Raw genomic sequence first — 25,364 nt, 5'->3', positions numbered from 1 at the left:
GGCAGAACAATGAAATTGGAAAGTATGGAAATAGAACAACACCCTTTAGAACCCTTCCTTCCCGGCAACGCCCGTCTACTGATGCTGGGAAGCTTTCCTCCGCAGAAAAAGCGGTGGTCCATGGAGTTTTACTACCCCAACTGGAACAATGACATGTGGAGGATTACCGGGTTCCTTTTCTTCAATGACAAGGATTATTTTGTAGACAAGACGAAGAAGGCTTTCTGCAAAGAACGCCTCATCAGTTTCCTGCAGGAAAAGGGTATTGCCTTGTTCGACACAGCCTCTGCCATCCGGCGCCTGCAGGACAATGCCTCGGACAAGTTTCTGGAAGTAGTGCAGCCTACGGACATTCCTGCCCTACTGCACCGGATACCGCAATGCAAGGCTATCGTCACCACCGGCGAGAAGGCAACGGACACGCTGTGCACGCAGTTTTCCATCGACAAGCCCAAAGTAGGCGACTTCACGGAGTTTCTTTTCGAAAACCATCCGATGCGCCTCTACCGGATGCCTTCTTCCTCAAGAGCCTACCCGCTGGCACTGGAAAAAAAAGCAGCAGCGTATCGCATTATGTATCAGGACTTACAGATGTTGTAAGCAACTTTCTTTATAAAATAAGTACGTCTGTTACTTGCATATTTGAAAGTTTGCATTACCTTTGCAGCCGCAAACACGGGAGTAGCTCAGTTGGTAGAGCACCGGTCTCCAAAACCGGGTGTCGGGAGTTCGAGCCTCTCCTCCCGTGCATGAACGAATAATGGCTGTAAGCATTGCTTACAGCCATTATTCGTTTTATAAATGCCTACCGGATATCTATCAGCTTATGTGTCTGCAAACTAAGTCTCCACTTAGGATGCTTCATCACGCAATCCACCGTTTCGGCCGTATTGCTGCAAGAGCAAGGCTGAAGAAAGAAATGCCCGGCGGGCAACTGCTCATAAACAGTAATATCCTGCCCTTCATACACCACCTTCACTTCATTCATACGCGTAATTTCCAGCTTTACCCCCTGCTTGGGAGAGCAGGTCACCCAATCTATATTATCCGGCAGCGGACGGGTACCGTTTGTTTCAATGCAGACATACTTTCCCGCCTGGTGCAGACAATCCACAAATTCACGGTCAATCCAAAGGGAGGGTTCTCCACCGGTCAGTATCACGGTAGCGGCAGGGTATTTACTGACTTCTGTTACGATATCTTCATCGGACATCAGTATGCCGTCCTCATGCTGCGTATCACAGAAGGGGCACTTCAGGTTGCAACCGGAAAAACGGATAAAGACAGCCGGGGTACCCGTATGGTATCCTTCTCCCTGCAAACTGTAGAATATCTCATTAATCTTCCTCATAGACGGCAATGTTTGATTCCGACTCCTGCACCTCTACCTTGAAGCAAGTGGGTATCTGGTCGCATATCCAACGGGCTATGTTCTCGGCTGTGGGATTGAAGGACAGCACTTCATTAAGATTATGATGATCCAGCTGTTCCTTTACCACCTGCTTGATGTGACTGAAGTCTACCACCATTCCGTCCGCATTCAGCTCTTTGGAACGGCAATAGACAGTGATAATCCAGTTGTGACCGTGCAGATTCTCACACTTACTGCGATAAGAAAGTTTCAGGCTATGGGCAGCCGACACTTCCATACGTTTGATGACTGTGTACATATTGTTAATACGCTAATTAATATAATAAGTTGCCGCATCTAATGTCACCTCGATGCGACGGCAAAATTACAAAAAACTTAAGATTTATCCATTTACTTCCCTATCTTATTCGTACACACAAAGAGAATTGGCAACCTTACGCTCTGCACTGCCACTCGGGGTATTGGCTATTCCCTTATCCGGCAACGCCCCACTCCACAGCGTAGAAGAACCGCCACCGTCCAGATTCAACGCATCCTCCCCGCCCAATATACGAATCATATGGGCAAGCTCGGGTATATTGATACCTTCCGCTTTTCCCTTCCGACGTCCGTCAACAACAATAAGCAGGATTTTTCCTTCTCTTGTCAGCGCCACAGCACTGCGAGGATGCTTGGTATCTACAAAATTCCGATTAGTCCCGGACAAGTCGCACACTTGCCCGTCCTTCAGCATCAAAGGACCGGAAGCCAGCACAGTGCCTTTTTTCAAAGTACATGCCTTTTCATCCTGCTTGCTCCAGGGAATCAGTTCCAGCCTGCCTTTCTTTATGAGTACAGCTCCATTGGACACTGTTGCCAGAACTCCGGTAGAGGTAGTATCTATCACCACCCCGTCCTTACGCAGATAGCAGACGGAATTTCCGGCTTTCATATCAAAATAGGAGCCATTGATGGCCGCCACCGCACCTGCATGCCGGGCGGCTATACTGGTCTCCTCCTTGGGATTGTGGACGAGCACATCGAAACGGTAGCGCTTCGGGGATATTTCAAAAATAGACACTTCCTGAGGAACTCCATACAAAGAACTGAATACTGCCTTTTTATAAAGCATCCCTTTCTGCAGGGGCTCAGTCTGCCAATCGGCAGAAACGATGGCAAGAGAGTCGGCAGCAGTCTGCGCCATTGCTGCAAACATGCCGCAACAGAGAAACACTGCCAAGAATATTTTCTTTTTCATAAGATGAGATTGGTTTAAATTAATTCATAGCTGCAGATTTGAATCGGCATGTCGAGATTATGCAACACCTTTTCAAGCTGTATACCTTCACGGTTGTCGTACTCGTATCCGAAAGTAGCACGGATACCTTGCAGAATGAACTGCGTGGCACGGTCCAGGGCAATGGGCAAACTGTCGCCTTGCAACAGTGCCCCGGTGATGACACTGGTAAACGTATCCCCCGTTCCGGGATAATGGGCCGGCAGGTAAGGACACGTAACCTTCCAGTAGCGGTTACCGTTCCGGTTATAGGCATACACGGACGTCTTATGCTTATCATCCCGTACGGGCACACTGGTAATAATCACCACTTCGGGACCACAATCGGAAAGCTGGCGAAGGTATGACTTCAATTCCTCATCCGTATTCATCTCCTTATAAGGAATACCCAGCAGATAGAACAGCTCCGTCAGATTGGGGGTAACGACATCGGCCTTGGTGATGAGATGTTTCATTTCATCAATCATGGACTCGTGGAAGTTCGCATAAAGCCGTCCGTTATCACCCAACACCGGGTCTACCACAACCAGACCGTCCGGTCGGCGGAAGTCATCAATAAAGTCAGAAACAATATGTATCTGCCGCGGAGAACCCAGATAGCCGGTATAAAAGGCATCAAACTGTACTTCCAGCTTCTTCCACTCGGAAATAATCTTCGGCATTTCATCCGTCAAGTCCAGAAAAGAGAATTCCGGATACTGGGTATGGCTCGACAATACGGCTGTAGGCAACGGACACACCTGGAAACCCATAGACGAAAGGATGGGAATGACCACCGTCAGAGACACCCGTCCGACTCCCGACAAGTCGTGGACGGCAACAACCTTCTTTACTTTATTCGCATACATATTATCTATATTATTATTTTTCCTACATTTGCCGCATGAAAACCGTCTGCATCATTTTGGGAACAGTTTCTTTGGCACTCGGCATCATCGGCATCTTCCTGCCGTTGCTGCCCACCACGCCTTTCCTGCTGCTCACGGCAGCACTCTACTTCAGAGGCTCACCCAGACTGTACCAATGGTTGCTGAACCACAAATGCCTCGGTCCCTACATCCGCAGCTTCCGCGAGAACAAAGCCATCCCTCTACGTGCCAAAATCATCTCCCTACTGCTGATGTGGGGAACAATGGTTTACTGCATCTTCTTCTTGATTCCACTAACAGAAATAAAGATAGTATTGTTCCTTGTCGCTGTGGGGGTGACTTGGCATATACTGTCATTCAAGACGTTGAGATAAATGAATGTGCTAATGTGGTTAATGTGCTAATGTGCCAATGACCTGCGGTGTGAGAGTCTAATATACACATAGCGCAGCCAATTAGCACATTGGCATATTAGCACATTAATCAAACTCCTCCCAATTTTTCGAAGAATTCTCCCAACCCCTTCCGAGCATCGGCAAGCTTGTCTTCCCAATGTTTCACGGAGTTCTGCCCGATAATATCCGTCACGTACTTCACCGAAATGAAAGGAACATTCTTGGCACGGCATACCAAAGCCTGGGCATAGGCTTCCATATCCACAACATCACCGGACACATCCGAGAGTTCTGTCAAGAAAGTATCCCCCGTATTGCATACACCGCCTGCCGGCCAGTGTAAACAATATCCTTTTTGGGACAACAAATCCATTGAATCAATCTCATACTCCATACTAAGCTCCACCAGCTTCTGCATATCACGGTCCACAAAATGACGGCATACGAAAATATCTCCTACCTGGTGACGGATAGTCCCTGCCGTACCCACATTGACCACCAAGTCCGGTTGCGCATGGCTTATCGCTTCAGAAAGATAAAAAGCCGATTTCACCTTTCCCACACCGGTACGGAGATAGCCAACCTGCACCTCTTCCTCCCCTATCAGTCCGGGAAATTTCAATTCAGTAAATTCGCCTTGTACGGCATAAGTAACCAAGATTCTCATATCAATTCATTGTTTGTAGTTCCTACCTATTCAAAAAATTACTCCTTGAAGAAAAGACAAAGGTAGAAACCTTTTTTTGAAGATTCCTACCTTTGAGGCAATTAAATGCACAGTGGTTCCAGAAGAATGATAAATTATTCGTCCAGTTTCCTTTTATATTCGCCGATAAAATAACTGTCCGGATACTCCTTCTCTGCCATCAGCAAACAATTTTTGGCCTCATCCGTCCTATCGTTCTGCATATAGTATTGAATCAAGAGAGCATAGGCGTATTCTCTTCCCCAGGTAGGCAGGCTGGAATCATCTGTATTCTTGTCAGGAGATGAAGTAGCTTTCTTCAAATAATATTCCACCTTCTTCCCGCCACCGAAACTAGCCGGAGTGTAATAATCGTTACTGCCCAATACATACCAACCTCTTACATTGGTAGAGTCCAGTTCCAAAGCCTTCCCAGCATTTTCCCGAATGCCAGCAGATATTCTTCCTGCCTCCATACCCGAAGCAAACTGAATGGAAAAACTCTGCACAAGCGCTAATAAGGCATAGGTTTCAGAAGTTTTGTTCCCTATATCATTCAAAATAGCGGAGGCTTCCTTTATCACTTTCCCACTATCTTCCTTCTTTCCAAGTTTCAAATAGAAAACACTTTTATAGTAGGTAATATAAGCCTTCCAATACGGAACCATACCATTCCCATCTTCAAGTTTGTTCAGCTTTGTAAACAGACTATCGAGCGGAGCTGCAGTATTTTGAACAAAGCAATTGTTCATAGCCAGTTCAATTTTTTTCTGAATGCCGTCCAGTACATCATCAGATTCAGTTCTTGACAATGAGGCTCCACAAGCCGCATTGACCATACATACGCCTACTACAAATGCAGACAAGAGGACAAATAAAACAATACTCCTTTTCATAATTTCTCATTGTTTTTAATCAGACACTGCCATTTTCCATCAATCCCATCAAATTCTCAGGAAAATCATAATTTTCCCACCAGATAAGATTTCAACGCCTCTATATATTCTTCAAAGGCATCCACTCCCTGCGGAGTAATCCTACAAAGTGTACAAGGCATTTTTCCTTTAAAAGTTTTTGTTATCTCCACATAACCCGCCTTGCTGAGCTTATCCAACTGCACACTGAGGTTTCCTGCCGTAGCTTTCGTTTGTTGGCGGATATAGACAAAATCCGCTTCCTCAACACTGATGAGCAACGACATCACCGCAAGCCGCAGTTCACTGTGGAGCAAAGGGTTCAGTTCTTTAAACATATCAAATTTTATTCTTCCATTTATTTTTCAACAATGCATAGAGAGATATTCCCAACAAAGGAAGCCCCAATAAAAGCATGTCCCAACGTATAGAATACCATATTTCCAACAGATTCCCATTGAACTTCTTTTATTGCAACCGGAAATAAAATGAATAGCAAAACAATCATCCATACCATAAATTTCCAGGAGAGCAGAAATCTGTCCAAAACATTATTTATTGTCTTCATCTTATACCTCACTTTCTGTTGTGAACTTCTTTCCGGGCTTTATAGTTCAAAATATGCCCCGGAACAATCATGGCAAAGACCACCACACCGGTAAACCAAACCAAAGACACGTATGACGTTCCGGAATTCAGTGCATCAAAGAAACTCTTCATACCCCACATAAGCCCCATAGCCGGAAAGATAAAAAATGTAGTATAACGAATGATGCAACCCGTAATGATACTTCCCATCGACATGACAATAGCCCCCATAGGAAGAATAACCTCATACCGTTCAAGATCCGTAGCCATCAATACAAATATCATACAAATCAGTCCAAACATCCTCCAAACCTGAACTAAAATCTTGTCAATGTAAGATTTTACCATCTTCTGACGCTTACGCATCAAAAGAAATGTCAGTAAATACCCGATAACGGGAATTCCCCAAAATCCCCACATCCAGAGAGGATTCTTTGTAAAGTACACACCCGCCAACACCGTCAATGTCACCAATACACTCACATATCCCCACACTAAAAACATGTTTCCGCTACCTGTGTCCAAATTCCGACGCGTATTCTGTATCATCTGAGTGATGAGTTCCAAACTCTCTTTCTCGTTCAGTTTCTTGTCTTCCATAATCAATAAATATTTATTTATCCTGCTTTGCCATTCCGTTTAAGTAATGTCCCGGTATCACCATCATAAAAACAAAAGCCGATGCAAAAACCAGTATTTGGTCGAAACCGTGTACATAGATACACCCCACAGAGGCCAAAGCTCCCACCACTCCGCACACTGTCACTACCTTCATCTTTATAATCAGTCCCGTCAGTGCCGTCCCCATTCCCATCATCAGTAATATGACAAAAAGGACAGACATATTCCAGAAGAAGATGGAAACCCAGGAAACAAAAAAGCCCCCTAATCCGAATACCGCCCATACATATCCTACAATACGGTCAATATAAGTCTTAATCATCTTCGGTTGTTTGTGCTCAATCCATAAAGTAGAAGGCAGGGAAATAGCCGGCAACAAAAACCACAGCCATTGCCAATGATAATTTCCCGTTTCCTTCAACAGAAACCAAACCGATAACGACACTATTATGGTCGTATATCCCCATATCAGAAAAGGAGCTCCGGAATTCCGAGTCATCCGGGACTTCGTATTCTGTATCATTTGAGCAATGAGTTCCAAACTCTCCTTCTCATTCAACACTCTGTCATTCATAACCAATAGATTTATTATTCAACATCAAATACATTCAATATCAAGAAAAGCATCAGTAGCCAATTGGCCGTAAGCATATACACAAACCAGGTTTCCATATTCCCTCCTTTCAGAATTAAACAAGAGTATACTGAAGAATCCATAAACACAGTAGAATGCCCACTAAAACCAGCAGTACTCTCACCGTCACCACATAACATCTGGCCAACAAGCTTTTACGCAAAAAGAAAGCCTCACCCAAAGCCAGTATCACCAACCAGGCATAACCATAAAAAGTAGTGATATGCCATACATCCTTTGACTCCATGCATACTGCAAAAAACAGAAAATCCGAAAGTAAAGATATTCCCACAGCAACCAATGATACAAACAACGCCTTCTTCATCAGATTCCCGGCATTACTCCCACAAGACAAGCAAGCATAAATGCCTATCCCCCAGAAAAGAGGGTTTACAGTAAGCATCAGCAACATACCCAACCGGGGGCTATGACTCCAGGGAACCCACAACACGATATTGGAAAGCCAATACAAACACATCACCGTTAGTACAGTAAATATCCACCAAAGCTGATGCTGCCAACTATCCCGTACCACTCCAGCAACCGGCTTCTGCTTCCCCATATCAAATATCTTATCTTCCATAATCTTTAATCAGTTAAATTCTTATTCATTTCAGCACATATTCCCCGATTGACAATCTAAGATGTTGCAAATATAATTAGTTTATTTTATAAACCAAACTATTATATAAATTATTTTATTTATTTCTTTGCATCCTCCTTTACTGTAGGTTATTCCAATCATTCCCAAGCAGTAGTTCCGAAAACAGCAAAAAGTAATTCCTGCCTTACTAACTGTTAATCGTCCGATAACCGTTTTATTATCGTCCGACATATGTCTAATTATCGTCCGACAGTTGTTGGACGATAATTCAACAACTGTCGGACGATTAATAGTTAGCAACAGAAATACTAAGCGTTTGAAAAGAAAGGAAGAGAATCCTTGCAGAAAACCAATAGTCCCACACCTATCCACATATCCTATCTTTTGATAAACAGTCCGCCCCTTTTCAATCCCCCGAAACCAAGCTTTCATAGGCCATTTCGGTTATTTCGGCACTTCTACAACACATTTTCTCCGAAAAGTTTTTGTAATCTCCAAGTAAATCGTATTTTTGTGTACAATTTTGGTGTAGTGATGACAGACGAAGAAAAGAAGCTATTAAGTACCTTTGAAGCCAGACTGCGGCATTTAATCTATCTGCACGATGAATTAAAACGCGAAAATGCTGAGCTAAAGCAACTTCTTGAAGCCAAAGAGGAGGAATACGGGAAGGTACAAGCTGAATACCGGGAACTGGAACTTAACTACACGAACCTAAAAACAGCTACGACAATCAGCCTTAACGGCAGTGACGTGAAAGAGACGAAACTGCGATTGTCCAAATTAGTGCGTGAAGTCGATAAATGCATCGCTTTGTTGAATGAATAAAGAGAAGAGGATGTATGAACGATAAGATAAAGATAAACCTGCAGATGGCAGGAGCCTCCTACCCTCTCACAATCAACCGTGAGGACGAGGAAATGGTAAGAGAAGCCGCTAAGCAGGTAGATATCAGGCTCAATGCGTATCGGGAGCATTATCAGAATGTGTCTCTAGAGAGAATTATAGCCATGGTGGCCTATCAGTTCGCTTTAGAAAACCTTCAGTTGAAGGACCGTAATGATACTGAACCCTATACAGCTAAAATAAAGGAACTGACAGAGGTATTGGAGACCTATTTCAAGGAACAATAAGCTGCAATCCCTCCGTCGGGTCGGTAAAAGAGAGAAATTCGCGCACTGTACAAAAGTTTGCCCTTCATCAAAGCAAGCTTTTATGCAGTGCTTTTTTATTTATATACTAAAAACAAATTAATAAAATGACAGTAGTTACAATAGTATTATCCATTGCCTGCTTCATTGTCGGAGGGTTTGCCTCGTACTTGTTCTTCAAGCACGGGCTGAAAAACAAATACGACGGTATCCTGAGAGATGCGGAAGCGGAAGCGGAAGTGATTAAGAAGAATAAGTTGCTGGAAGTAAAGGAAAAATTCCTGAACAAGAAGGCGGACTTGGAAAAAGAAGTGGCCCAACGTAACCAAAAGATACAGCAGGCAGAAAACAAGCTGAAACAACGTGAATTGGTACTGAACCAACGCCAGGAAGAAATCCAGCGCAAGAAGATGGAAGCAGAAGCCGTGAAAGAAAATCTGGAAGCCCAGCTGTCCATCGTAGACAAGAAGAAAGAAGAACTGGAGCACATGCAGCGCCAGGAAATAGAAAAACTGGAAGCTATCTCCGGACTTTCTGCCGAAGAAGCCAAAGAGCGCATGGTAGAATCCCTAAAGGAAGAAGCCAAAACGCAGGCCCAGTCCTACATTAACGACATCATGGACGACGCCAAGCTGACGGCAAGCAAAGAGGCCAAGCGCATCGTGATACAGAGCATCCAGCGCGTGGCTACGGAAACAGCCATTGAAAACTCAGTAACCGTATTCCACATCGAATCAGATGAAATAAAGGGACGTATCATCGGTCGCGAAGGCCGCAACATCCGCGCCCTGGAAGCTGCCACCGGTGTGGAAATTGTGGTAGACGATACTCCGGAAGCTATCGTATTGTCAGCTTTCGACCCGGTTCGCCGTGAGATTGCACGTCTGGCATTGCACCAGTTGGTAACAGACGGACGTATCCACCCGGCACGTATCGAAGAGGTAGTTGCCAAAGTACGCAAGCAGGTAGAAGAGGAAATCATCGAAACCGGTAAACGCACTACTATCGACCTGGGCATCCACGGTCTGCATCCGGAACTTATCCGCATTATCGGTAAGATGAAATACCGTTCTTCATACGGCCAGAACCTTTTGCAGCATGCACGCGAGACAGCCAATCTTTGCGCTGTGATGGCATCAGAGCTGGGACTCAACCCGAAGAAAGCAAAACGTGCCGGACTGCTGCATGATATAGGTAAAGTACCCGATGAGGAACCGGAATTGCCGCATGCACTCTATGGTATGAAGCTGGCAGAAAAGTTCAAGGAAAAGCCGGACATCTGCAACGCCATCGGTGCCCACCACGACGAAGTGGAAATGACCAGCCTGCTGGCCCCCATCGTACAAGTATGCGATGCCATTTCAGGAGCACGCCCGGGAGCACGCCGCGAAATCGTAGAAGCCTACATCAAGCGCCTGAACGACCTTGAGCAACTGGCCATGTCCTATCCGGGAGTGACAAAGACATATGCCATCCAGGCAGGCCGTGAGCTGCGTGTCATTGTCGGTGCAGACAAGATTGACGACAAACAGACGGAGAACCTTTCCGGTGAAATCGCCAAGAAGATTCAGGACGAAATGACTTATCCGGGTCAAGTGAAAATTACCGTTATCCGTGAGACACGTGCGGTGAGCTACGCAAAGTAACATCAGAAAAGAAAATAAATGCAGAAAAGGGTGAATTCGTATTCACCCTTTTCTTATTTTTGCACCACAACCATAACTTTACAAAATGAAAGATTATCAGTTTGAAGTTTGTGCCAACTCCGTAGAGAGTTGTATTGCCGCACAAGCCGGTGGAGCAGACCGGGTGGAACTATGCGCAGGCATCCCCGAGGGAGGGACAACCCCCTCATACGGCGATATCCTCATCGCACGGGAAGTATTGCAGCAGACCAAATTGCATATCATTGTCCGTCCCCGTGGAGGAGACTTCCTTTACTCCTCCACCGAACAGCGCATCATGCTGAAAGACATAGAGAATGCCCGCCGCCTAGGCGCTGACGGAGTCGTGTTCGGTTGCCTGACGGCAGAAGGAGATGTAGACATTCCATTGATGGAGCAGCTTATGAAAGCCTCACAAGGGATGTCCGTCACCTTCCACCGTGCTTTCGATGTATGCAGAAATCCACAAAAAGCAATAGAAGATATTATCGCATTAGGATGCAACCGCATCCTAACTTCCGGACAGCAATCTACAGCAGAGCAAGGCATTCCCCTTTTGAAAGAGCTCCAACAACAAGCATCAGACCGAATCATCCTATTGGCAGGCTGTGGGGTGAATGAAGCCAACATAGCCCACATTGCCCGAGAAACCGGTATCCGCGAATTTCATTTCTCCGCCAGGGAAAATATCGAGAGCTCCATGCTCTATCATAATTCCGCCGTCTCTATGGGAGGAACGGTACATATTGATGAATATACACATACCGTCACTACTGCGGAGCGGGTAAAGCGTACAATCGGAGCATTAAAAGCCTCTCCCCTAGCCCCTCCCCCGTAGGGAGGGGGACAGAGATAGTCCTACAAAATACAAACAAGAGCAACTTCAAAACTCCCCTCCCTACGGGGGAGGGGTCGGGGGAGAGACCTATAAAAAAAGGATGTACCTTTCGGTACATCCTTTTTTATATCATAGGATAAATATTATTTCTTCACCGGAGAAGAGTATCTTGCATTCAGACCATCCAGAATCTCACGAGTGATGTTGTAGACACTGTCTGCATAGAGCAGATTGTCAAAACCCGTATTGCTGATAATCATGCTGTAACCTTTTGTCTTATTGTACTCCTTCAAGAAAGCGTTGATAGAATCACGCAGTTGCAGGCTGTTCTTTTCATTCTCACTCATCAGTTCAGACTGCAGCTTGTTGCTCAGGTTCTGCAAATCCTGCTCCAACTTTGCGATGCGGTTGTATTCCTGCTGCGCTCTCTCCTGAGAAAGATAAGCGTTGTTCTGATACTTTGTCTGGAATTCCTGCTTCTGCTTCTCCAGTTCGCTGGCTTTCTGGTTCAATGTCAGACGGACATTCTCGCCCTTCTTCACCATAGCCTCATTCAAGTCTATGCAATAGTTGTATTTTGCCAAAAGCGTATCTATTTCAACATAAGCAATCTTCATTTCCGATAATCCGCCGGCTTGTGCAGGAGCGTTTGTTGTCTGTTTATCAGTATTGCCGGCACATTGAGCAAATAAAACGATCAGTGCGAGAGCTGCCAGACCGTTCATGAGGTAGTTTAATCTCTTCATAATTGATAAATATTGTTTTTTAAAATTAGTTCATACTATCGTTTAAGGCTTTTTCCAGTTCATCAATGGAAAAACGGGATTTGCGTTGTGCTTCTCTGTCCTGCGACTGCGCACAGCCGATACCTCTATCGCGCATTGCCTTATTGCCACTGACATGCCCGTTAGGGAACCTGCCGCCTTTCACAAAAAAGACCTTTACACCCAATAAAACAATGCAAATAGCAACTATTAACAGAGTTATCAATATTGTATCAAGCATTTCCATTAATTTTGTTACATGAAAATAGTGTTTTTACTATTTTTGTGGGTGCAAATATAGGGCTTTGGTTGGACTAACTCGCCTTTTTTACTCTAAAAAAAGAGAAAGGGGAATAAAATAGTCAATCAATTTAACCATATTTAGCAATAAGTGGTTAATTTAATGGAGAATTGATATTTGACAATTGATAATGAAGGCTGCATAAACACATGTAAGGCAGCCGCTAATTCAGATAATTATGGAAAAAAAAGACTTGAAACCGGCTGGTGTATTTCACTATTTTGAGGAAATCTGCCAAGTGCCGCGCCCTTCGAAGAAGGAAGAGAAAATCATTGCTTACTTAAAAGCATTCGGAGAAAAACATAAGTTGGAAACGAAGGTGGACGAAGCCGGAAACGTTCTGATAAAGAAACCCGCTACTCCGGGTATGGAAAACCGCAAGACTGTCGTACTTCAATCGCACATCGACATGGTATGTGAAAAGAACAACGACGTGAAGCACGACTTCCTGACCGACCCTATCGAAACCGAAATTGACGGTGAATGGCTGAAAGCCAAAGGTACAACCTTGGGAGCCGACAACGGCATCGGTGTAGCCACCGAACTGGCTATCCTTGCCGACGACAGCATCGAGCACGGTCCTATCGAATGCCTCTTCACCGTGGACGAGGAGACCGGACTGACCGGTGCCTTCGCCCTGAAAGAAGGCTTCATGAACGGAGACATTCTGTTGAACCTCGATTCCGAAGATGAAGGCGAGCTCTTCATCGGCTGTGCAGGCGGTATAGATTCCGTTGCCGAATTCACCTACCGGGAAGTGGACGTACCGGCAGGATATTTCTGCTGCAAAGTGCAGATAAAGGGGCTGAAAGGCGGACACTCCGGCGGCGACATACACCTGGGGCGCGGCAATGCCAACAAGCTGCTGAACCGCTTCCTGAGCCAGGCATCCCAGAAGTACGACATGTACCTTTGCGAAATAGACGGTGGTAACCTGCGCAACGCCATTGCCCGCGAAGCACACGCGGTAATTGCCATACCCGATGCCGACAAGCATGCCCTGCGCACAGACTTGAATGTCTTTGCCGCCGAAGTGGAGGCAGAATATGCCGTCGTTGACCCGGACCTCCAATTCGTGCTCGAATCGGAAGCAGCCCGTCCCAAAGCCATTGACAAAGATACCGCCAAGCGCTTGCTGCAAACCATCTATGCCGCACCTCACGGTGTGTATGCCATGAGCCAAGACATTCCGGGGCTGGTGGAAACCTCCACCAATCTGGCCTCCGTAAAGATGAAATCCGGCCATATCATCCGTATCGAGACCAGCCAGCGCAGCTCTACCGCCTCCTCCAAACAAGACATTGCCAATATGGTGCGTACTGTATTCGAAATGGGTGGAGCAGCCGTATCTTTCGGCGACGGATATCCGGGCTGGAAGCCCAACCCGCATTCAGAAATCCTGGAAGTGGCTGTTGAGTCCTACAAACGTTTGTTCGGTGTAGATGCCAAGGTAAAAGCTATCCATGCAGGTCTGGAATGCGGACTGTTCCTTGACAAATACCCGGCACTGGACATGATTTCCTTCGGACCTACCCTGCAGGGTGTGCACTCTCCCGACGAACGGATGCTGATTCCTACCGTACAGAAGTTCTGGGACCATCTGCTGGATATACTGAAGCACATTCCGGTGAAATAAATATCCCGCGTTCCTTAAAGGGGAACGGAAATAGTTTGTATGAACGTTATCCATAAGATAGGAGTTATACTCTTCCTTCTCTGCCCGTACATCAGTCTGTACGGGCAAGAAGGAAGAGATACCCTCACGTTTCGGATAGTAAGCTACAATGTAGAAAACCTATTCGACTTCCGACATGACACACTAAAGAATGATTACGAGTTCCTGCCGGATGCCACCCGGCATTGGAACTACTCTAAATACAGAAAGAAACTGGATAATATAGCCCGCGTCATCATCGCCACCGGAGGATGGACGCCGCCCGCCCTTGTTGCCTTGTGTGAGGTGGAGAATGACAGTGTGATGCGCGACCTTACCCGCTACTCTGCCTTGCGCGAAGCAGACTACCGGTATGTGATGACACAATCTCCCGACGAACGCGGCATCGACGTAGCGCTGCTTTATCAACGTAATCTTTTCAAACTGCTTTCCTATCAGAGCCTCCCCGTAGACAAGCCCCGGAAGAATAGCCGTCCCACACGGGACATTCTTCACGTCAGCGGATTGTTGCTGAACCGGGATACGCTTGATGTACTGGTAGCTCACTTCCCATCCCGTTCGGGAGGGGCAAGAGAGTCTGAACCCTACCGGCTACTGGCTGCCCGAAAGGTGAAGCATGCCATAGACAGCCTATACACGATACGCCAACATCCGCAAATAGTCCTTTTAGGGGATTTCAACGATTATCCGGAGAATAAATCGGTAAAGGAGGTGTTGGAGGCAGCAGCACCGTCAACATTGCAAGACTCTCTACATCCACAAAAACTTTACCATCTACTGGCAAGAAAAACCAAGACACGCAAGCACTTCGGCAGCTACAAGTATCAAGGAGAATGGGGACTGCTGGACCACATCATCGTATCGGGTACGTTGCTGCAAGAACACGCACCGCTATATACAGAGGAAGCAAAGGCAGACGTATTCTGCCTGCCCTTCCTACTGACAAGAGACAAGAAATACGGAGGGCAGCAACCCTTCCGCACCTACTACGGGATGAAGTATCAAGGAGGATACAGCGACCACTTGCCTGTATATGCGGAGTTCCGGTTGATATATTAGTCGGAATACTGATACAGTTTCAAGTCAAACTTCTGTACCATCACCAGCAAGTGGTCGAAGATGTCGGACTGAATGCGCTCGTACTCTTTCCATACCTTGTTGCGAGAGAAGAAATATACCTGGATGGGTACCCCATACGTCGTGGGTTCCTTCTGGCTGATAATCAAGTCCATCTCCTGGTTCACCACCGGCAGGCTGCACAAATAGCGTTCGATGTAGATACGATAGAGCTGCGCATTGGTTGGCACCTCTCCTTCTGCAGGCTGATAGTCGGCCATCAAGGGGACTTCCTTGCGGATATTATCCAGCATTTCCGGAGTGCAGAACTTCAAGGTAGTCATATCCAGAAAGATATTCTTGTTTACCCGTCGCCCGCCACTTTCCTGCATGCCGCGCCAGTTCTGGAAGGAGTTGTTCACCAGGGTATACGGCGGTACGGTCGAGATGGTTTCGTCCCAGTTGCGTATCTTGACCGTGTTCAGCGTAATCTCCTCTACAACTCCATTGGCAACGCCACCCGGCAGCGCTATCCAGTCCCCTATCCGCAACATGTCGTTAGCAGAGAGCTGCACGCCGGCTACAAACCCCAGAATGCTGTCCTTAAATACCAGCATCAGTACAGCCGCAGATGCGCCCAGACCGGCAAACAAGGTCATAGGAGACTTGCCTATCAGCACTGAAACCACTATGATGCCTCCGATAAAAAACAGTAGCACTTGCAATACCTGCACGAAGCCTTTCAGCGGACGGTTCTTCTGCTTGTCCTTCATGTTATAAACATCGAGCATCACCAGCAACAAGCCGTTGATAGTAAGCAGCACCGCCACAATGATATAGACAGCACACACCTTTTGTGAGAACTCAAGCATCTCCTTTCCACGCACAAAGGCCATGGGCAGCAGGTAGTAGATGAGGATTCCCGGCAGAATATGTATCAAATGGTGTATCACCCTGCGTTTCATCAGCAACGTATTCCACTGATGGGGAGAGCGCCGGGTATAATGCTTCATACCGCCAACGAAGATTGCCTGGCACAAATAGTCCAACCCTATCGAAAGCCCCACCATCAGCAGTGCAATAATCGTCTCGTCAAACATATCGGCAAACTTCGGGTCTATCCCCCAACCTATCAGGACTTTATTCATCCATCCTCCTAAACTCATCATAAGCTCTCTTTTTTTTGAAGTGTCTTGTTTGTATAACAATCCAAAGATAAAGATGTTTTCAGAGAACGGCAAGCATATACCCTTTTTTCATCAACGACTCAATCCTCACGCTCGGGTCGTTTTTTAGCGACCGCCGCAGATAGGACATCTGTACATTCAAGGCAAGGGAGTTGGCATACGAGGCAGTGCCCCACACAGCATCCAGCAACGTATCGCGACTGACAGTCTTATTCACATTCAGCGCAAGCAAGCGAAGGATATCGGCTTGACGGGAAGTAATCAGCACCTTACTATTTCCCGTACGAATCTCGTTCGTACTGTAATTGAATACGGAATGGCCGAAAGCATACATCTCATCCTCCGCCACGCCGGACAACTGCGAAGTGAAACGCTCGCGGATACGCGCTGTCAGCTCTTCCGGATAGAAAGGTTTGGCAAGATAATCGTTCGCCTTCAGTTGGAATCCTTGCAGGCGGTCGGCCTTATCGCTACGGTCGGAAAGGAAAAAGATCAGGACGTGTTTATCCATCTCGCGGATGCGTTCAGCCACTTCAAAGCCATTGTAACCGGGCATATTGATATCGAGCAATACCAAATCAGGCTTTATGAGCGGAAATTGTTCCAGAGCAATTTTCCCGTTTCCGGCATAAGTCACTTCATAGCCTTCCTTCTCAAGAAAGCGCTTCAGCAGCATTGAATATTTCAAATCATCATCGGCAAAAAGTATTTTCAAGGCTTTCATATCATTGGTTATTTTAGAGTAGGGATTATGCGGGTTAGCACGGACTTATTGAGGAATATTAATTTCAATCATTGTTCCCTTGCCTGCCTGACTATTTAAAGAAATGCTTCCATGATGCGCCTCTACCAGCAACTTTACATAGCTCAACCCCAGACCAATGCCGGGCAACGAACGGTCGGGAAGATTACTGCCCCGATAGAACTTATCGAATACACGGTTCTGTTCGGAAACCGGAATGCCGATGCCATCATCAGACACCCGTATCGTCAATTGGTGATCCTGCAAAAGGCAATCTACAACAATATGCACAGACTTGCCCGAATACTTTACGGCGTTCTCTATCAAATTACTGATAATATTAGAAACATGCACCGGGTCTGCCGTTACCAGAGTCTCCGAACTGAAATGGGTTTCAATAGCAACATCCTTACCCTCAGGAACATGGTAAAGCCGGACAAGCTTTTCCAAACTCGTCTTTATATCAAATGTACGGACGGAAAGCTGCGTGTATTCATCATCGGCACGCGTCATATCACGTAGTTTTGAAAGATAGGCCGACAAGTTATCCAGCTCGGACATGGAATCGTGAATCACTTCATCCATCGCTTTCTCATCTGTTCGCATAGACTTGTCATTGAGAAAGGCGATACACATTTTCAGAGCCTGGACGGGACGTTTCAGTTCATGTATCATAGTGTTTACAAAGCTTTTTCGCAGTTCGTCTATCCGCCGTTGCTTCAAGATGGTTTTTATCTGAAACAGCAGACAAAGCCCCAGCAGAAATATCAGACATGTACTGCCCACTAACTGCCAACCCATACGCACAAGTACCACATGAGGTGAAACCTTCACGGAAACAAGCACAAACTGGCGTTTCAGGGGATTATAAGGATACATTACTTCTATATATGGATTGAACAATGTACCTTGCCGTTTCAGTTCCGCATTCCACTGGTAAATGGAATCTTCGGAAACCACCAGATGCGTAGTAAACGTTTGTTCGTCCAAACGTATGGCAAGCAAGGAATCAAATTGCTGCAACGCAAAAGGCACATCCAACTCCAAACGATAAAGATTAATAATAGAGTTCAAATTAGGAGCATCTTTATCGGACATATTGATTTTGAATGAATCCTTCGCAATGAGCCGCTCTTCCGGCAAAAGGGTGTCTAACGCCAATGCCCATTTCCTACGCTTTGCCTCTCTCTCTTTATCATCTGTACTGGCAGAGTCCTGCTGCTCTATTTTGAGAGTTTCTATATTCTTTTGGCCCAAGCTCTCCAAGTCCCGCCCTTTCAGAACACCCAAAATTAATTCGTCGATAGTGGTCCGCTTTTCCAAATCAATGGATTTGCTCAGGTGATAGAAGAACATATTGGTATTGCTAAGCACCTTTTTGGGTTGGGGAGTACGGATAGAGTCATACTGTTGGGTGGTCTGCAAGATGCAATCATAAATACCATTGATTTGTTCATCATTCATATACTGATACTGATTACGCAACCAGTAGACCTGTCCGCAGGTAATAAGCAGTATCGATGCGATGGAGAATATCCAAACGATCTTAATCCGTTGTTCCATAATTGTTCTTTTTTAGTCTCACTTAGAAAGACTTTCATTTAGTACCGGCAAAGGTAGAAGTTAGCTTGCAAATATAGGTACGTGCGAGGCAGATATTATGCATTGAGTAATATTTCAGTAATAACTTTCAGCCTCTTCTGAAGCAAAATCCGCATAGTTTTGCAGTACAATAATCGCTGGAAGCAATATGTAAAACCTCTAAAAATGTAAAAACTATGAGTGCAAGAATTATTTTCCTCAATCTGTGTCTCGCTATATTGTTCGCATCACAAGCGAAGGCACAAATCATCGTTTCTGATGGAACGAAAATACAGAATGATACCATCGGTGAAGCACAAATCCTTGTGCAATATGAAACGCGCTGTATCAGTAATACGGAAAAGCCGGAAAATGTTACGGAAGAAACCATGATGCTGGAAGTCGGTAAAAATCTCTCTAAGTTCTACAGTTACACCAAGTATGTTTGCGACTCTGTACTGGCAGTAGACTTCGCCAATAAAGCCTCGCAGGAAACGATTAATGAACATCTGAAACAATACGGAACAAGCAAACTGAGCGAACGAACCTTCAGAGGTTATCCTGCCGGAAAAGTAACGACTCTCGATGAAGTGGCAGGCATATCCCGCCTGCGTTGCGAAGAAACGGATGAACGTCCGCAGTGGAAGATACTGGCAGAAAACGATAGTGTCCTCTCCTACCTTTGCAGCAAAGCCGAATGTCAATTAAAAGGCCGTACATGGACGGCATGGTTTACTGCAGAAATACCCATAAGCGAAGGTCCATGGAAGCTTTGCGGACTGCCCGGACTGATACTGAAAGCCGAAGACAGTGAAGGGCATTATTCATTCACTGCCACAGGTGTAGAGCAATGCCACACATATCGGCCGATACTTTTCGACGGAAAGAAGCACGAACCGATGAACCGCAAAGCATACAACAAAGTGCACGAACGTTATTATGCCGATCCGGTAGGATTTATCACCGGAAGCATGCCGAACGTCACCGTTAAGGTTAGTGATGAACACGGCAATGCAACCAAGAACCCGAAAAACGTTCCTTATAATCCACTGGAACGATAATATTTCTCCACACCCGTAAGCATTCGTGAAATCTATCGCATACTGAATGCATTTCAGTCGTATACTGAACCCTATTCAGTCGTATAGTGAATGCCATTCAGTCGTATACTTAAACATCCTCTTTTTACGCATTGATAATCAACAAATTACGAAATCACCATAATCGTATAAAAATTTCAACAAACTTCAATTGCCAAACAATCAATTATTGCAGTGTATGAATAAAAAAACTATCATTCTATTTTTCCTGTTTCTCTTTAGTTTCTTGTCGCCTACCTACGCCCAGACGTTGAGCGGCAAGATAACAGATGCAGAAACCAATCAACCGCTGGAAGCTGTAATGATTAGTGTATTACGCGGACACACAACGATAGACTATGCATTGACCGATGCCAAAGGACAATTTTCTTTGCCGTGGAAGCATAGCGGAATGCTGCAACTCAATATTTCTTTGTTAGGCTATAAGAGAGAAATGCGGAATATCAATGCGGCAGGAATCCTGAATCTCAGCCTACAACCGGAAGCTATCGTATTAAAAGAAGTACAAATACGTCCCGGACGTATCAATACCCGAAAAGATACGGTGAGATATGACTTGGCACAGTTTGCTTCATCTAAAGATGTGCACATAAAGGATGTATTGAAGAAACTTCCGGGCGTGGATGTAGATGAAAACGGACAGGTTAAGTATAAAGGGAAAGCCATCGACCACTACTTTGTGGAAGGAATGGACGTGACAGGCGGACGTTATAACCAAATCAACAACAATCTGAGCGCCAAAGCCGTAAAGAGTGCGGAAATCATGGAGAACTATCAGTCAGTAAAGGCCTTGAAAGGAAAAATCAATTCCGATGAGGTGGCATTGAACCTGAAACTCGACCCGAAAGCACGCGATCAATGGATAGCAAACGGTACTCTGGGAACCGGATGGAGTGAGAACAACAAAATCCTGTGGGAAGGCAGACTGAATGCCCTTCAACTGGGTAAAGGAAAACAGAGTGTCTATAATTACAAGACGAATAACAATGGCAAGGACCTCAGCAACGAGCAAACCAAACTGACCGGAAATGGCCAGCAACAAGTTCCGCTTTCCGGTTTTCTCTCCCAGCCGGGCATCAGCGCACCATTAGACAAGAATCGCTTATTATTCAATGAAACCCACACCCTGAACGGCAACCGTATGTACAAATGGAATGATGACCGCAGCTTACGCCTGCAAGCCGGATATACTCATGAGCTAATCCAACAGCAACGGGGAAATACCCAAATCTATTATCAACCGACAGATACCATACAAATAGACGAAACCTACCATTATCGTCTGAGAAGTGACATCGCTAATCTGGAACTGCGTTATGAAGACAACAGCAGCCGGAATTATATATCCAACCGCTTCACCGTAGACGGAGAAATAAATCGCGGACGTTCGGAGGAACTGGGACAAACTCTGCAAACGTCACAGCTAAGTGCCGGAAACTACTTCAATCTTATCCGAAACCGGGAAAGCGGAACCTGGGAATTTCGTTCGACGACACAGTATGCTTACCAGCCTGCATCCTTACTACTCGAAGAAGGAAAAAGTAAATTCAACCAGCACAACTTCTACACAGATAACAGTGCCGCATATCTACGAAAGTATGATGGATTTACCCAACAATATAAGGCAGGAATACAAGGAGAACGGGCTACCCTGAAATATACTCCGACAAGACAGCCCAATGATTTCAATGCTTCGCATCTGTCATTGCATATTACCCCCTACTTCCAGCTGGAACGTGGAAAATGGCTGGCTACACTTTCGCTTCCTCTGAAAGCAGATCGGTATTTCTCACAACAGCGTTCGTTCCTGTTCTTCAATCCGTCCATGTATTTGCGCTATAAACTGGATTATCATTGGACGTTCTCCCTTTATGGCAGTCTGAAACGCTCGGCAGAAGACTTCTCCGACTTGTATCCGGGACTCTACCAAACTGATTACCGCACCTGGCGAGACGGCAACGGACTTTTCCCTACCAGCCTCACGCAAACCTACAATCTCTACGGAGAGTACAAAAACACTGTACAGGAATTTTTCATCACTGCCGCACTAACCTACAGCCGCAGCAACCGGAATACTCTTTTCGAACAGAGTGTTTCCGAAAATGCCATTGTCTACACTCGTCGTGAACTACCGAACCATAACGATAGCTGGAATCTCAGCAGTACTTTCTCCAAAGGTATATACGACTGGCATTTGAAAACCTCACTCACCCTACTACTCAGTCGCAGCAATGGCGAACAGCTTACCCGCCTGGCTGACAGCGAGGGTAACCGGCAAAGTCTTCTGCAGACCTATCGTTATGATTATCTGAAAGCAGAGCCTAAAATAATCTGGTCTCCCGCAGATGTTTTTGAAGCGGAATATCATGCCACATTAGGCTATGGCGGCAGTAAGATAGGAAGTGATACCCGTCTCACCCCGTTACTGGACTTCGTACAACGGCTACATCTCACATTCAGTATCGGGCAGGTAGACCTACGGCTATCCGGCGAGCATTACCGGAATGACTTAGGAGGGGACGCACATCTCAACACCGTGTTCGCAGATGCATCCCTTATCTATAAAAGAAAAAAATGGAGATTGGAAGCAAGCCTCAACAACCTGTTCAACAAAAAAGAGTATGCTTACACAACGTATTCCACCACGCAAAGCTACACTTCACGACTAAATATACGTCCGAGGGAAGCAATGGTGACGATAAATCATCAGTTCTGAGCCTGCAATATCATCACCGTGGAATATATCAATATCCCAACTATCGTCAATCCGCCCACCAATATGGGAGCATAAATATGGGGGACTTTCTTCATGGTCTTATACCCGCTGACTTTCAGGAAAAGGCGATATACAATGTATGCGGCAATCAATCCAACCAATGTTCCCGCGATGAGATCGCCCGGATAATGCACTCCCAAGTAGACACGTGAATAGCAGGTCAGCAACGCCCATCCCATCATAAACACAGTGAGCCATCGTTTACGGAAAAGAAACCAGACAAAGAATGCCAGACCAAAAGTATTGGCAGCATGACAGGAGGGGAATCCATAACGCCCTCCTCGATGTCCGTTTACGATATGCACCATGTCGGATATGGGATTTTCCAGATTGGCGGGACGAAGGCGTTCCACATACGGGCGTATCAATGTTGCCCCCGTCTGGTCGGCAATGGTAATTACGAGTGCCAGACCGACCATGCAGAACAAAGTCACTTTCCAATGGAAGTTGCGCAGCATCACATACCAAATGGCAGCATACATCGGCACCCAGACCCACTTACCGCTGTAGGCACTCATAAAGTAATCGAAAAAGGTGTTGTGCATCCCATTGATGAAAAGGAATATGTTTGTGTCTATATCTATCGCCCCTTGCAAGACATCCATAAGTGCTGTCATACTTTATACTCTTATACTTTAATTATCTTCCTTTATCTTTTTGCTATATCGTCATACAATTTCTGCAGATAGGCTTTGCCCAACGGCAAGTTCTTTCCCTTTGCCGTGCCCTCATCCACTACCACAGCACCTGCCTGGCAATTGAATATCACCTGGTTGTCCGCTGTCACCATACCGAAAGCATCGGGTACGGTAAAGAACGCGAAATGAGGGGAAGCGGGATTAAGCATATCTTTACTGAAAACAAACTCTTCATGGGGCAGCGCCAATTGGGCCAGCAACGTGGCTGCAATGTCATGTTGCGAGCCATAGACGTCAATGCGCCTCGGCTCTCGGATGGCACCGCCCACCATCAACAGAGGTATCCGGTAGCGTTCTACCGACAAATTGTCGATATGTTCGGGATAAGCTCCCAAGTGGTCTGGAACAAACACAATCACCGTATTCTTCCACTGGGGGAGCTCACGGAACTGTCTTACAAAATCGCCTGCACAACTATCCGTATAGGCAAAGGCGTTCAGCCGGTCATTCTCCAGACGACGGAAAGGTACTTCAAAAGGCTCGTGGCTGCTGGAGGTCTGCAAGACACGGAAATAAGGAGTTTTCTCTTCTGTAGTTCCTTCGGCAGCTTCGGTTTTCAAGTCTTCCAGCAGACGGTTGAATACGAGATGGTCGTGCGCCCCCCACTTACTTAAACGTTCCGTTACGGGAAAGTCCTGGTCGGAAACAATATCTTCAAAGCCCGATGACATCAGGTAGGAACGCATATTGGTAAAGTCGGCATCACCGCCATAATAATACTTGGTACCATAACCCGCCTTCCGCAAGCTGCCTGCAATGGCAGGAATGGACTGCGTTTTACGGGGATACTTCATAATACTCGTAGTGGGCTGGGCAGGATAGCCACTCAAGATAGCCACCAGTCCACGGTCCGTACGAAAACTGTTGGCGTAGAAGTTCGTAAAGAGCACCCCTTCCTTACTCAAGCTATCCAGATGAATGGCAATATTCGGCTCACCTCCCAAAGCTGTCATCAACCTAGAGGAAAAACTCTCAAGAATCACAAAGAGTACATCGGGACGCTGAGTATTGAATAAAGTATGCAGCGAATCGGCAGATTGCCGCACAGAATCCGTCTCTTCCGTTTGACCACCGGCAACTGCGGGTTCAAGCATGTCTTTAAAAAGCCGGTCGGCCTCCGCAGCTTCCATAAAACGGTATTGCTTGCTAAAGTCCTTCTGCTTGGCAAGAGATTCCATCAGACTGAATGCAGGGTTGATAGCTGCATGGTTCAGACGCTGCTCGGCACTGAAATAGACTTTCCCCACATTCATGGTAGATACTGTAAAGCCTCCACGGATAGGAATAAACAGCAGCCCCGTCATCAGCAACAATATACCTGACACCTTCAGGCGACGATAAGGCAGTTTCATCTGCAGCAACAGTTTCTTCTGCAACAAGATGCCGTAGAAAACAGCATACAGCACGACAGCATAAACAGCCATTGCAACAATTCCCCCCAGCACCATCCAGATACTGACGCTGGCCACTGCTTCTTTAGGAGAAGAAAAGAAATAGAACAACGGTGTGGCATCCAAACGAAATCCCCAATACTCGTATAATCCTAAATCTACAGTAAAAATAATGGATAGAAGAACAGAAATGAAGAGGAAATAGCCGCACCAGATGCGATGAAGGGATTTAGAAAGTGTCCATACAGAGGTTATGAAAAGAAAACCGGGAATAGCTGTCAGATAACCAGCCAGAGATAGGTCTAAAGGTAACCCATGCCAAATGACACTGAACCAGTCCGCACACGAGGCATCCGGGTACAGCGATTTGTAAAACAGCATAAACAGTGGTTTTTGCAACACAAAAATGCAGACAAACAAGCAGTATGTCTTAATAAATCCTATGAGCCTATCTTTCATCGGTGCCTTATTGTATATCTAAA

28 protein-coding genes and 1 tRNA gene are annotated in these 25,364 nt (G+C 45.9%); 11 read left to right on the top strand and 18 right to left on the bottom strand.

Features of this window, described 5'->3' with window-relative positions:
* Window positions 1–24 precede the first annotated feature (24 nt).
* A complete protein-coding gene (locus DW096_RS04370; protein WP_009036618.1) occupies window positions 25–600 on the top strand; it encodes a uracil-DNA glycosylase family protein in 576 nt (191 codons plus the stop codon).
* 75 nt (window positions 601–675) lie between these two features.
* A tRNA-Trp gene (locus DW096_RS04365) sits at window positions 676–748 on the top strand.
* A gap of 57 nt (window positions 749–805) precedes the next feature.
* On the opposite strand, the gene DW096_RS04360 is transcribed toward DW096_RS04365, so the two are convergent.
* The 4 genes from DW096_RS04360 to DW096_RS04345 all read right to left on the bottom strand — a co-directional run bounded on the left by DW096_RS04360 (window position 806) and on the right by DW096_RS04345 (window position 3,496).
* Window positions 806–1,351, bottom strand: a complete 546-nt coding sequence (locus DW096_RS04360) for a radical SAM protein (RefSeq protein ID WP_009036617.1) — start codon at window positions 1,349–1,351, stop codon at window positions 806–808.
* Window positions 1,338–1,670, bottom strand: a complete 333-nt coding sequence (queD, locus tag DW096_RS04355) for a 6-carboxytetrahydropterin synthase QueD (RefSeq protein WP_005826426.1) — start codon at window positions 1,668–1,670, stop codon at window positions 1,338–1,340. The genes DW096_RS04360 and queD overlap by 14 nt, the downstream gene beginning before the upstream one ends.
* 105 nt (window positions 1,671–1,775) lie before the next feature.
* Window positions 1,776–2,609, bottom strand: a complete 834-nt coding sequence (locus tag DW096_RS04350) for a phosphodiester glycosidase family protein (protein WP_044468344.1) — start codon at window positions 2,607–2,609, stop codon at window positions 1,776–1,778.
* A gap of 14 nt (window positions 2,610–2,623) precedes the next feature.
* Window positions 2,624–3,496 (bottom strand): pyridoxamine kinase, encoded by an 873-nt coding sequence (locus tag DW096_RS04345; RefSeq protein WP_005826422.1) that lies wholly within the window; start codon window positions 3,494–3,496, stop codon window positions 2,624–2,626.
* Between the two features lie 35 nt (window positions 3,497–3,531).
* On the opposite strand from DW096_RS04345, the gene DW096_RS04340 reads away from it, so the two are divergent.
* A complete protein-coding gene (locus DW096_RS04340; protein ID WP_055288563.1) occupies window positions 3,532–3,891 on the top strand; it encodes a YbaN family protein in 360 nt (119 codons plus the stop codon).
* A gap of 109 nt (window positions 3,892–4,000) precedes the next feature.
* On the opposite strand, the gene DW096_RS04335 is transcribed toward DW096_RS04340, so the two are convergent.
* The 7 genes from DW096_RS04335 to DW096_RS04305 form a co-directional block, all read right to left on the bottom strand.
* A complete protein-coding gene (locus tag DW096_RS04335; protein WP_057281767.1) occupies window positions 4,001–4,579 on the bottom strand; it encodes a nucleosidase in 579 nt (192 codons plus the stop codon).
* A gap of 134 nt (window positions 4,580–4,713) precedes the next feature.
* Entirely contained in the window at window positions 4,714–5,493 is a 780-nt protein-coding gene (locus DW096_RS04330; protein ID WP_016273217.1) for a hypothetical protein, read from the bottom strand.
* Between the two features lie 65 nt (window positions 5,494–5,558).
* On the bottom strand, window positions 5,559–5,849 hold the full coding sequence (locus DW096_RS04325; RefSeq protein ID WP_005835827.1) for a transcriptional regulator: 291 nt from the start codon (window positions 5,847–5,849) through the stop codon (window positions 5,559–5,561).
* A 20-nt stretch (window positions 5,850–5,869) separates the two neighbouring features.
* The gene (locus tag DW096_RS04320) at window positions 5,870–6,079 is read right to left on the bottom strand and encodes a hypothetical protein (protein WP_034523121.1); all 210 of its coding nucleotides are present in this window, start codon (window positions 6,077–6,079) and stop codon (window positions 5,870–5,872) included.
* 8 nt (window positions 6,080–6,087) lie between these two features.
* A complete protein-coding gene (locus DW096_RS04315) occupies window positions 6,088–6,699 on the bottom strand; it encodes a hypothetical protein (RefSeq protein WP_034528593.1) in 612 nt (203 codons plus the stop codon).
* A 13-nt stretch (window positions 6,700–6,712) separates the two neighbouring features.
* Window positions 6,713–7,294, bottom strand: a complete 582-nt coding sequence (locus tag DW096_RS04310) for a hypothetical protein (RefSeq protein WP_057281766.1) — start codon at window positions 7,292–7,294, stop codon at window positions 6,713–6,715.
* Between the two features lie 115 nt (window positions 7,295–7,409).
* Complete coding sequence (locus DW096_RS04305; protein ID WP_034528592.1) at window positions 7,410–7,937, bottom strand: hypothetical protein; 528 nt, start codon at window positions 7,935–7,937, stop codon at window positions 7,410–7,412.
* A gap of 555 nt (window positions 7,938–8,492) precedes the next feature.
* Between DW096_RS04305 and DW096_RS04295 the strand changes: the two genes are divergently transcribed.
* From DW096_RS04295 to DW096_RS04280, 4 genes are all read left to right on the top strand, one after another.
* Complete coding sequence (locus DW096_RS04295) at window positions 8,493–8,786, top strand: hypothetical protein (RefSeq protein WP_008663836.1); 294 nt, start codon at window positions 8,493–8,495, stop codon at window positions 8,784–8,786.
* Between the two features lie 14 nt (window positions 8,787–8,800).
* Window positions 8,801–9,091 (top strand): cell division protein ZapA, encoded by a 291-nt coding sequence (locus DW096_RS04290; RefSeq protein WP_005826408.1) that lies wholly within the window; start codon window positions 8,801–8,803, stop codon window positions 9,089–9,091.
* A 125-nt stretch (window positions 9,092–9,216) separates the two neighbouring features.
* Window positions 9,217–10,755, top strand: coding sequence for a ribonuclease Y (rny, locus tag DW096_RS04285; protein ID WP_005835816.1), 1,539 nt, complete (start codon window positions 9,217–9,219; stop codon window positions 10,753–10,755).
* A gap of 85 nt (window positions 10,756–10,840) precedes the next feature.
* The gene (locus tag DW096_RS04280; protein ID WP_044467444.1) at window positions 10,841–11,611 is read left to right on the top strand and encodes a copper homeostasis protein CutC; all 771 of its coding nucleotides are present in this window, start codon (window positions 10,841–10,843) and stop codon (window positions 11,609–11,611) included.
* Between the two features lie 143 nt (window positions 11,612–11,754).
* Here the strand turns inward: DW096_RS04280 and DW096_RS04275 are convergent, their stop codons facing one another.
* A complete protein-coding gene (locus DW096_RS04275) occupies window positions 11,755–12,357 on the bottom strand; it encodes an OmpH family outer membrane protein (protein ID WP_009036606.1) in 603 nt (200 codons plus the stop codon).
* Window positions 12,358–12,382: 25 nt separating this feature from the next.
* A complete protein-coding gene (locus DW096_RS04270; protein WP_025832920.1) occupies window positions 12,383–12,616 on the bottom strand; it encodes a hypothetical protein in 234 nt (77 codons plus the stop codon).
* Window positions 12,617–12,854: 238 nt separating this feature from the next.
* Here DW096_RS04270 and DW096_RS04265 point away from each other — a divergent pair, with 238 nt between their 5' ends.
* Window positions 12,855–14,312 carry an aminoacyl-histidine dipeptidase gene (locus DW096_RS04265; protein ID WP_016273211.1) on the top strand — a complete coding sequence of 486 codons (1,458 nt, stop codon included), beginning with the start codon at window positions 12,855–12,857 and terminating at the stop codon, window positions 14,310–14,312.
* Between the two features lie 39 nt (window positions 14,313–14,351).
* A complete protein-coding gene (locus DW096_RS04260) occupies window positions 14,352–15,410 on the top strand; it encodes an endonuclease/exonuclease/phosphatase family protein (RefSeq protein WP_057281765.1) in 1,059 nt (352 codons plus the stop codon).
* On the opposite strand, the gene DW096_RS04255 is transcribed toward DW096_RS04260, so the two are convergent.
* Genes DW096_RS04255 through DW096_RS04245 form a run of 3 tightly spaced genes read right to left on the bottom strand, consistent with a single transcriptional unit; the run spans window position 15,407 to window position 18,899 of the window.
* The gene (locus DW096_RS04255; RefSeq protein ID WP_016273209.1) at window positions 15,407–16,576 is read right to left on the bottom strand and encodes a mechanosensitive ion channel family protein; all 1,170 of its coding nucleotides are present in this window, start codon (window positions 16,574–16,576) and stop codon (window positions 15,407–15,409) included. The genes DW096_RS04260 and DW096_RS04255 overlap by 4 nt on opposite strands.
* A 58-nt stretch (window positions 16,577–16,634) precedes the next feature.
* Complete coding sequence (locus DW096_RS04250) at window positions 16,635–17,318, bottom strand: response regulator transcription factor (protein ID WP_005835806.1); 684 nt, start codon at window positions 17,316–17,318, stop codon at window positions 16,635–16,637.
* 45 nt (window positions 17,319–17,363) lie between these two features.
* Entirely contained in the window at window positions 17,364–18,899 is a 1,536-nt protein-coding gene (locus tag DW096_RS04245) for a sensor histidine kinase KdpD (RefSeq protein ID WP_044467700.1), read from the bottom strand.
* Between the two features lie 215 nt (window positions 18,900–19,114).
* Between DW096_RS04245 and DW096_RS04240 the strand changes: the two genes are divergently transcribed.
* On the top strand, window positions 19,115–19,978 hold the full coding sequence (locus DW096_RS04240) for a GLPGLI family protein (protein WP_057281764.1): 864 nt from the start codon (window positions 19,115–19,117) through the stop codon (window positions 19,976–19,978).
* Window positions 19,979–20,195: 217 nt separating this feature from the next.
* Entirely contained in the window at window positions 20,196–22,733 is a 2,538-nt protein-coding gene (locus DW096_RS04235; protein ID WP_009036599.1) for a carboxypeptidase-like regulatory domain-containing protein, read from the top strand.
* Here DW096_RS04235 and DW096_RS04230 read toward each other — a convergent pair.
* Both DW096_RS04230 and DW096_RS04225 read right to left on the bottom strand, forming a co-directional pair.
* Complete coding sequence (locus DW096_RS04230; protein ID WP_022401654.1) at window positions 22,724–23,410, bottom strand: phosphatase PAP2 family protein; 687 nt, start codon at window positions 23,408–23,410, stop codon at window positions 22,724–22,726. The genes DW096_RS04235 and DW096_RS04230 overlap by 10 nt on opposite strands.
* 32 nt (window positions 23,411–23,442) lie before the next feature.
* Entirely contained in the window at window positions 23,443–25,341 is a 1,899-nt protein-coding gene (locus tag DW096_RS04225; RefSeq protein WP_057281763.1) for an LTA synthase family protein, read from the bottom strand.
* Window positions 25,342–25,364 lie beyond the last annotated feature (23 nt).

The sequence above is a fragment of the Bacteroides sp. AM07-18 genome (assembly GCF_003602695.1).
Lineage (GTDB): Bacteria > Bacteroidota > Bacteroidia > Bacteroidales > Bacteroidaceae > Bacteroides > Bacteroides uniformis.
The sequence above is the reverse complement of the archived record's forward strand: the minus strand, read 5'-3'. Positions and strand labels throughout refer to the sequence as shown.

Bases quoted from the DNA above. Each gene is read 5' to 3' on its own strand.
- DW096_RS04370 (WP_009036618.1), top strand. From the start codon at position 25: ATGGAAATAGAACAACACCCTTTAGAACCCTTCCTTCCCGGCAACGCC.
- DW096_RS04360 (WP_009036617.1), bottom strand. From the start codon at position 1,351: ATGAGGAAGATTAATGAGATATTCTACAGTTTGCAGGGAGAAGGATAC.
- queD (WP_005826426.1), bottom strand. From the start codon at position 1,670: ATGTACACAGTCATCAAACGTATGGAAGTGTCGGCTGCCCATAGCCTG.
- DW096_RS04350 (WP_044468344.1), bottom strand. From the start codon at position 2,609: ATGAAAAAGAAAATATTCTTGGCAGTGTTTCTCTGTTGCGGCATGTTT.
- DW096_RS04345 (WP_005826422.1), bottom strand. From the start codon at position 3,496: ATGTATGCGAATAAAGTAAAGAAGGTTGTTGCCGTCCACGACTTGTCG.
- DW096_RS04340 (WP_055288563.1), top strand. From the start codon at position 3,532: ATGAAAACCGTCTGCATCATTTTGGGAACAGTTTCTTTGGCACTCGGC.
- DW096_RS04335 (WP_057281767.1), bottom strand. From the start codon at position 4,579: ATGAGAATCTTGGTTACTTATGCCGTACAAGGCGAATTTACTGAATTG.
- DW096_RS04330 (WP_016273217.1), bottom strand. From the start codon at position 5,493: ATGAAAAGGAGTATTGTTTTATTTGTCCTCTTGTCTGCATTTGTAGTA.
- DW096_RS04325 (WP_005835827.1), bottom strand. From the start codon at position 5,849: ATGTTTAAAGAACTGAACCCTTTGCTCCACAGTGAACTGCGGCTTGCG.
- DW096_RS04320 (WP_034523121.1), bottom strand. From the start codon at position 6,079: ATGAAGACAATAAATAATGTTTTGGACAGATTTCTGCTCTCCTGGAAA.
- DW096_RS04315 (WP_034528593.1), bottom strand. From the start codon at position 6,699: ATGGAAGACAAGAAACTGAACGAGAAAGAGAGTTTGGAACTCATCACT.
- DW096_RS04310 (WP_057281766.1), bottom strand. From the start codon at position 7,294: ATGAATGACAGAGTGTTGAATGAGAAGGAGAGTTTGGAACTCATTGCT.
- DW096_RS04305 (WP_034528592.1), bottom strand. From the start codon at position 7,937: ATGGAAGATAAGATATTTGATATGGGGAAGCAGAAGCCGGTTGCTGGA.
- DW096_RS04295 (WP_008663836.1), top strand. From the start codon at position 8,493: ATGACAGACGAAGAAAAGAAGCTATTAAGTACCTTTGAAGCCAGACTG.
- DW096_RS04290 (WP_005826408.1), top strand. From the start codon at position 8,801: ATGAACGATAAGATAAAGATAAACCTGCAGATGGCAGGAGCCTCCTAC.
- rny (WP_005835816.1), top strand. From the start codon at position 9,217: ATGACAGTAGTTACAATAGTATTATCCATTGCCTGCTTCATTGTCGGA.
- DW096_RS04280 (WP_044467444.1), top strand. From the start codon at position 10,841: ATGAAAGATTATCAGTTTGAAGTTTGTGCCAACTCCGTAGAGAGTTGT.
- DW096_RS04275 (WP_009036606.1), bottom strand. From the start codon at position 12,357: ATGAAGAGATTAAACTACCTCATGAACGGTCTGGCAGCTCTCGCACTG.
- DW096_RS04270 (WP_025832920.1), bottom strand. From the start codon at position 12,616: ATGCTTGATACAATATTGATAACTCTGTTAATAGTTGCTATTTGCATT.
- DW096_RS04265 (WP_016273211.1), top strand. From the start codon at position 12,855: ATGGAAAAAAAAGACTTGAAACCGGCTGGTGTATTTCACTATTTTGAG.
- DW096_RS04260 (WP_057281765.1), top strand. From the start codon at position 14,352: ATGAACGTTATCCATAAGATAGGAGTTATACTCTTCCTTCTCTGCCCG.
- DW096_RS04255 (WP_016273209.1), bottom strand. From the start codon at position 16,576: ATGATGAGTTTAGGAGGATGGATGAATAAAGTCCTGATAGGTTGGGGG.
- DW096_RS04250 (WP_005835806.1), bottom strand. From the start codon at position 17,318: ATGAAAGCCTTGAAAATACTTTTTGCCGATGATGATTTGAAATATTCA.
- DW096_RS04245 (WP_044467700.1), bottom strand. From the start codon at position 18,899: ATGGAACAACGGATTAAGATCGTTTGGATATTCTCCATCGCATCGATA.
- DW096_RS04240 (WP_057281764.1), top strand. From the start codon at position 19,115: ATGAGTGCAAGAATTATTTTCCTCAATCTGTGTCTCGCTATATTGTTC.
- DW096_RS04235 (WP_009036599.1), top strand. From the start codon at position 20,196: ATGAATAAAAAAACTATCATTCTATTTTTCCTGTTTCTCTTTAGTTTC.
- DW096_RS04230 (WP_022401654.1), bottom strand. From the start codon at position 23,410: ATGACAGCACTTATGGATGTCTTGCAAGGGGCGATAGATATAGACACA.
- DW096_RS04225 (WP_057281763.1), bottom strand. From the start codon at position 25,341: ATGAAAGATAGGCTCATAGGATTTATTAAGACATACTGCTTGTTTGTC.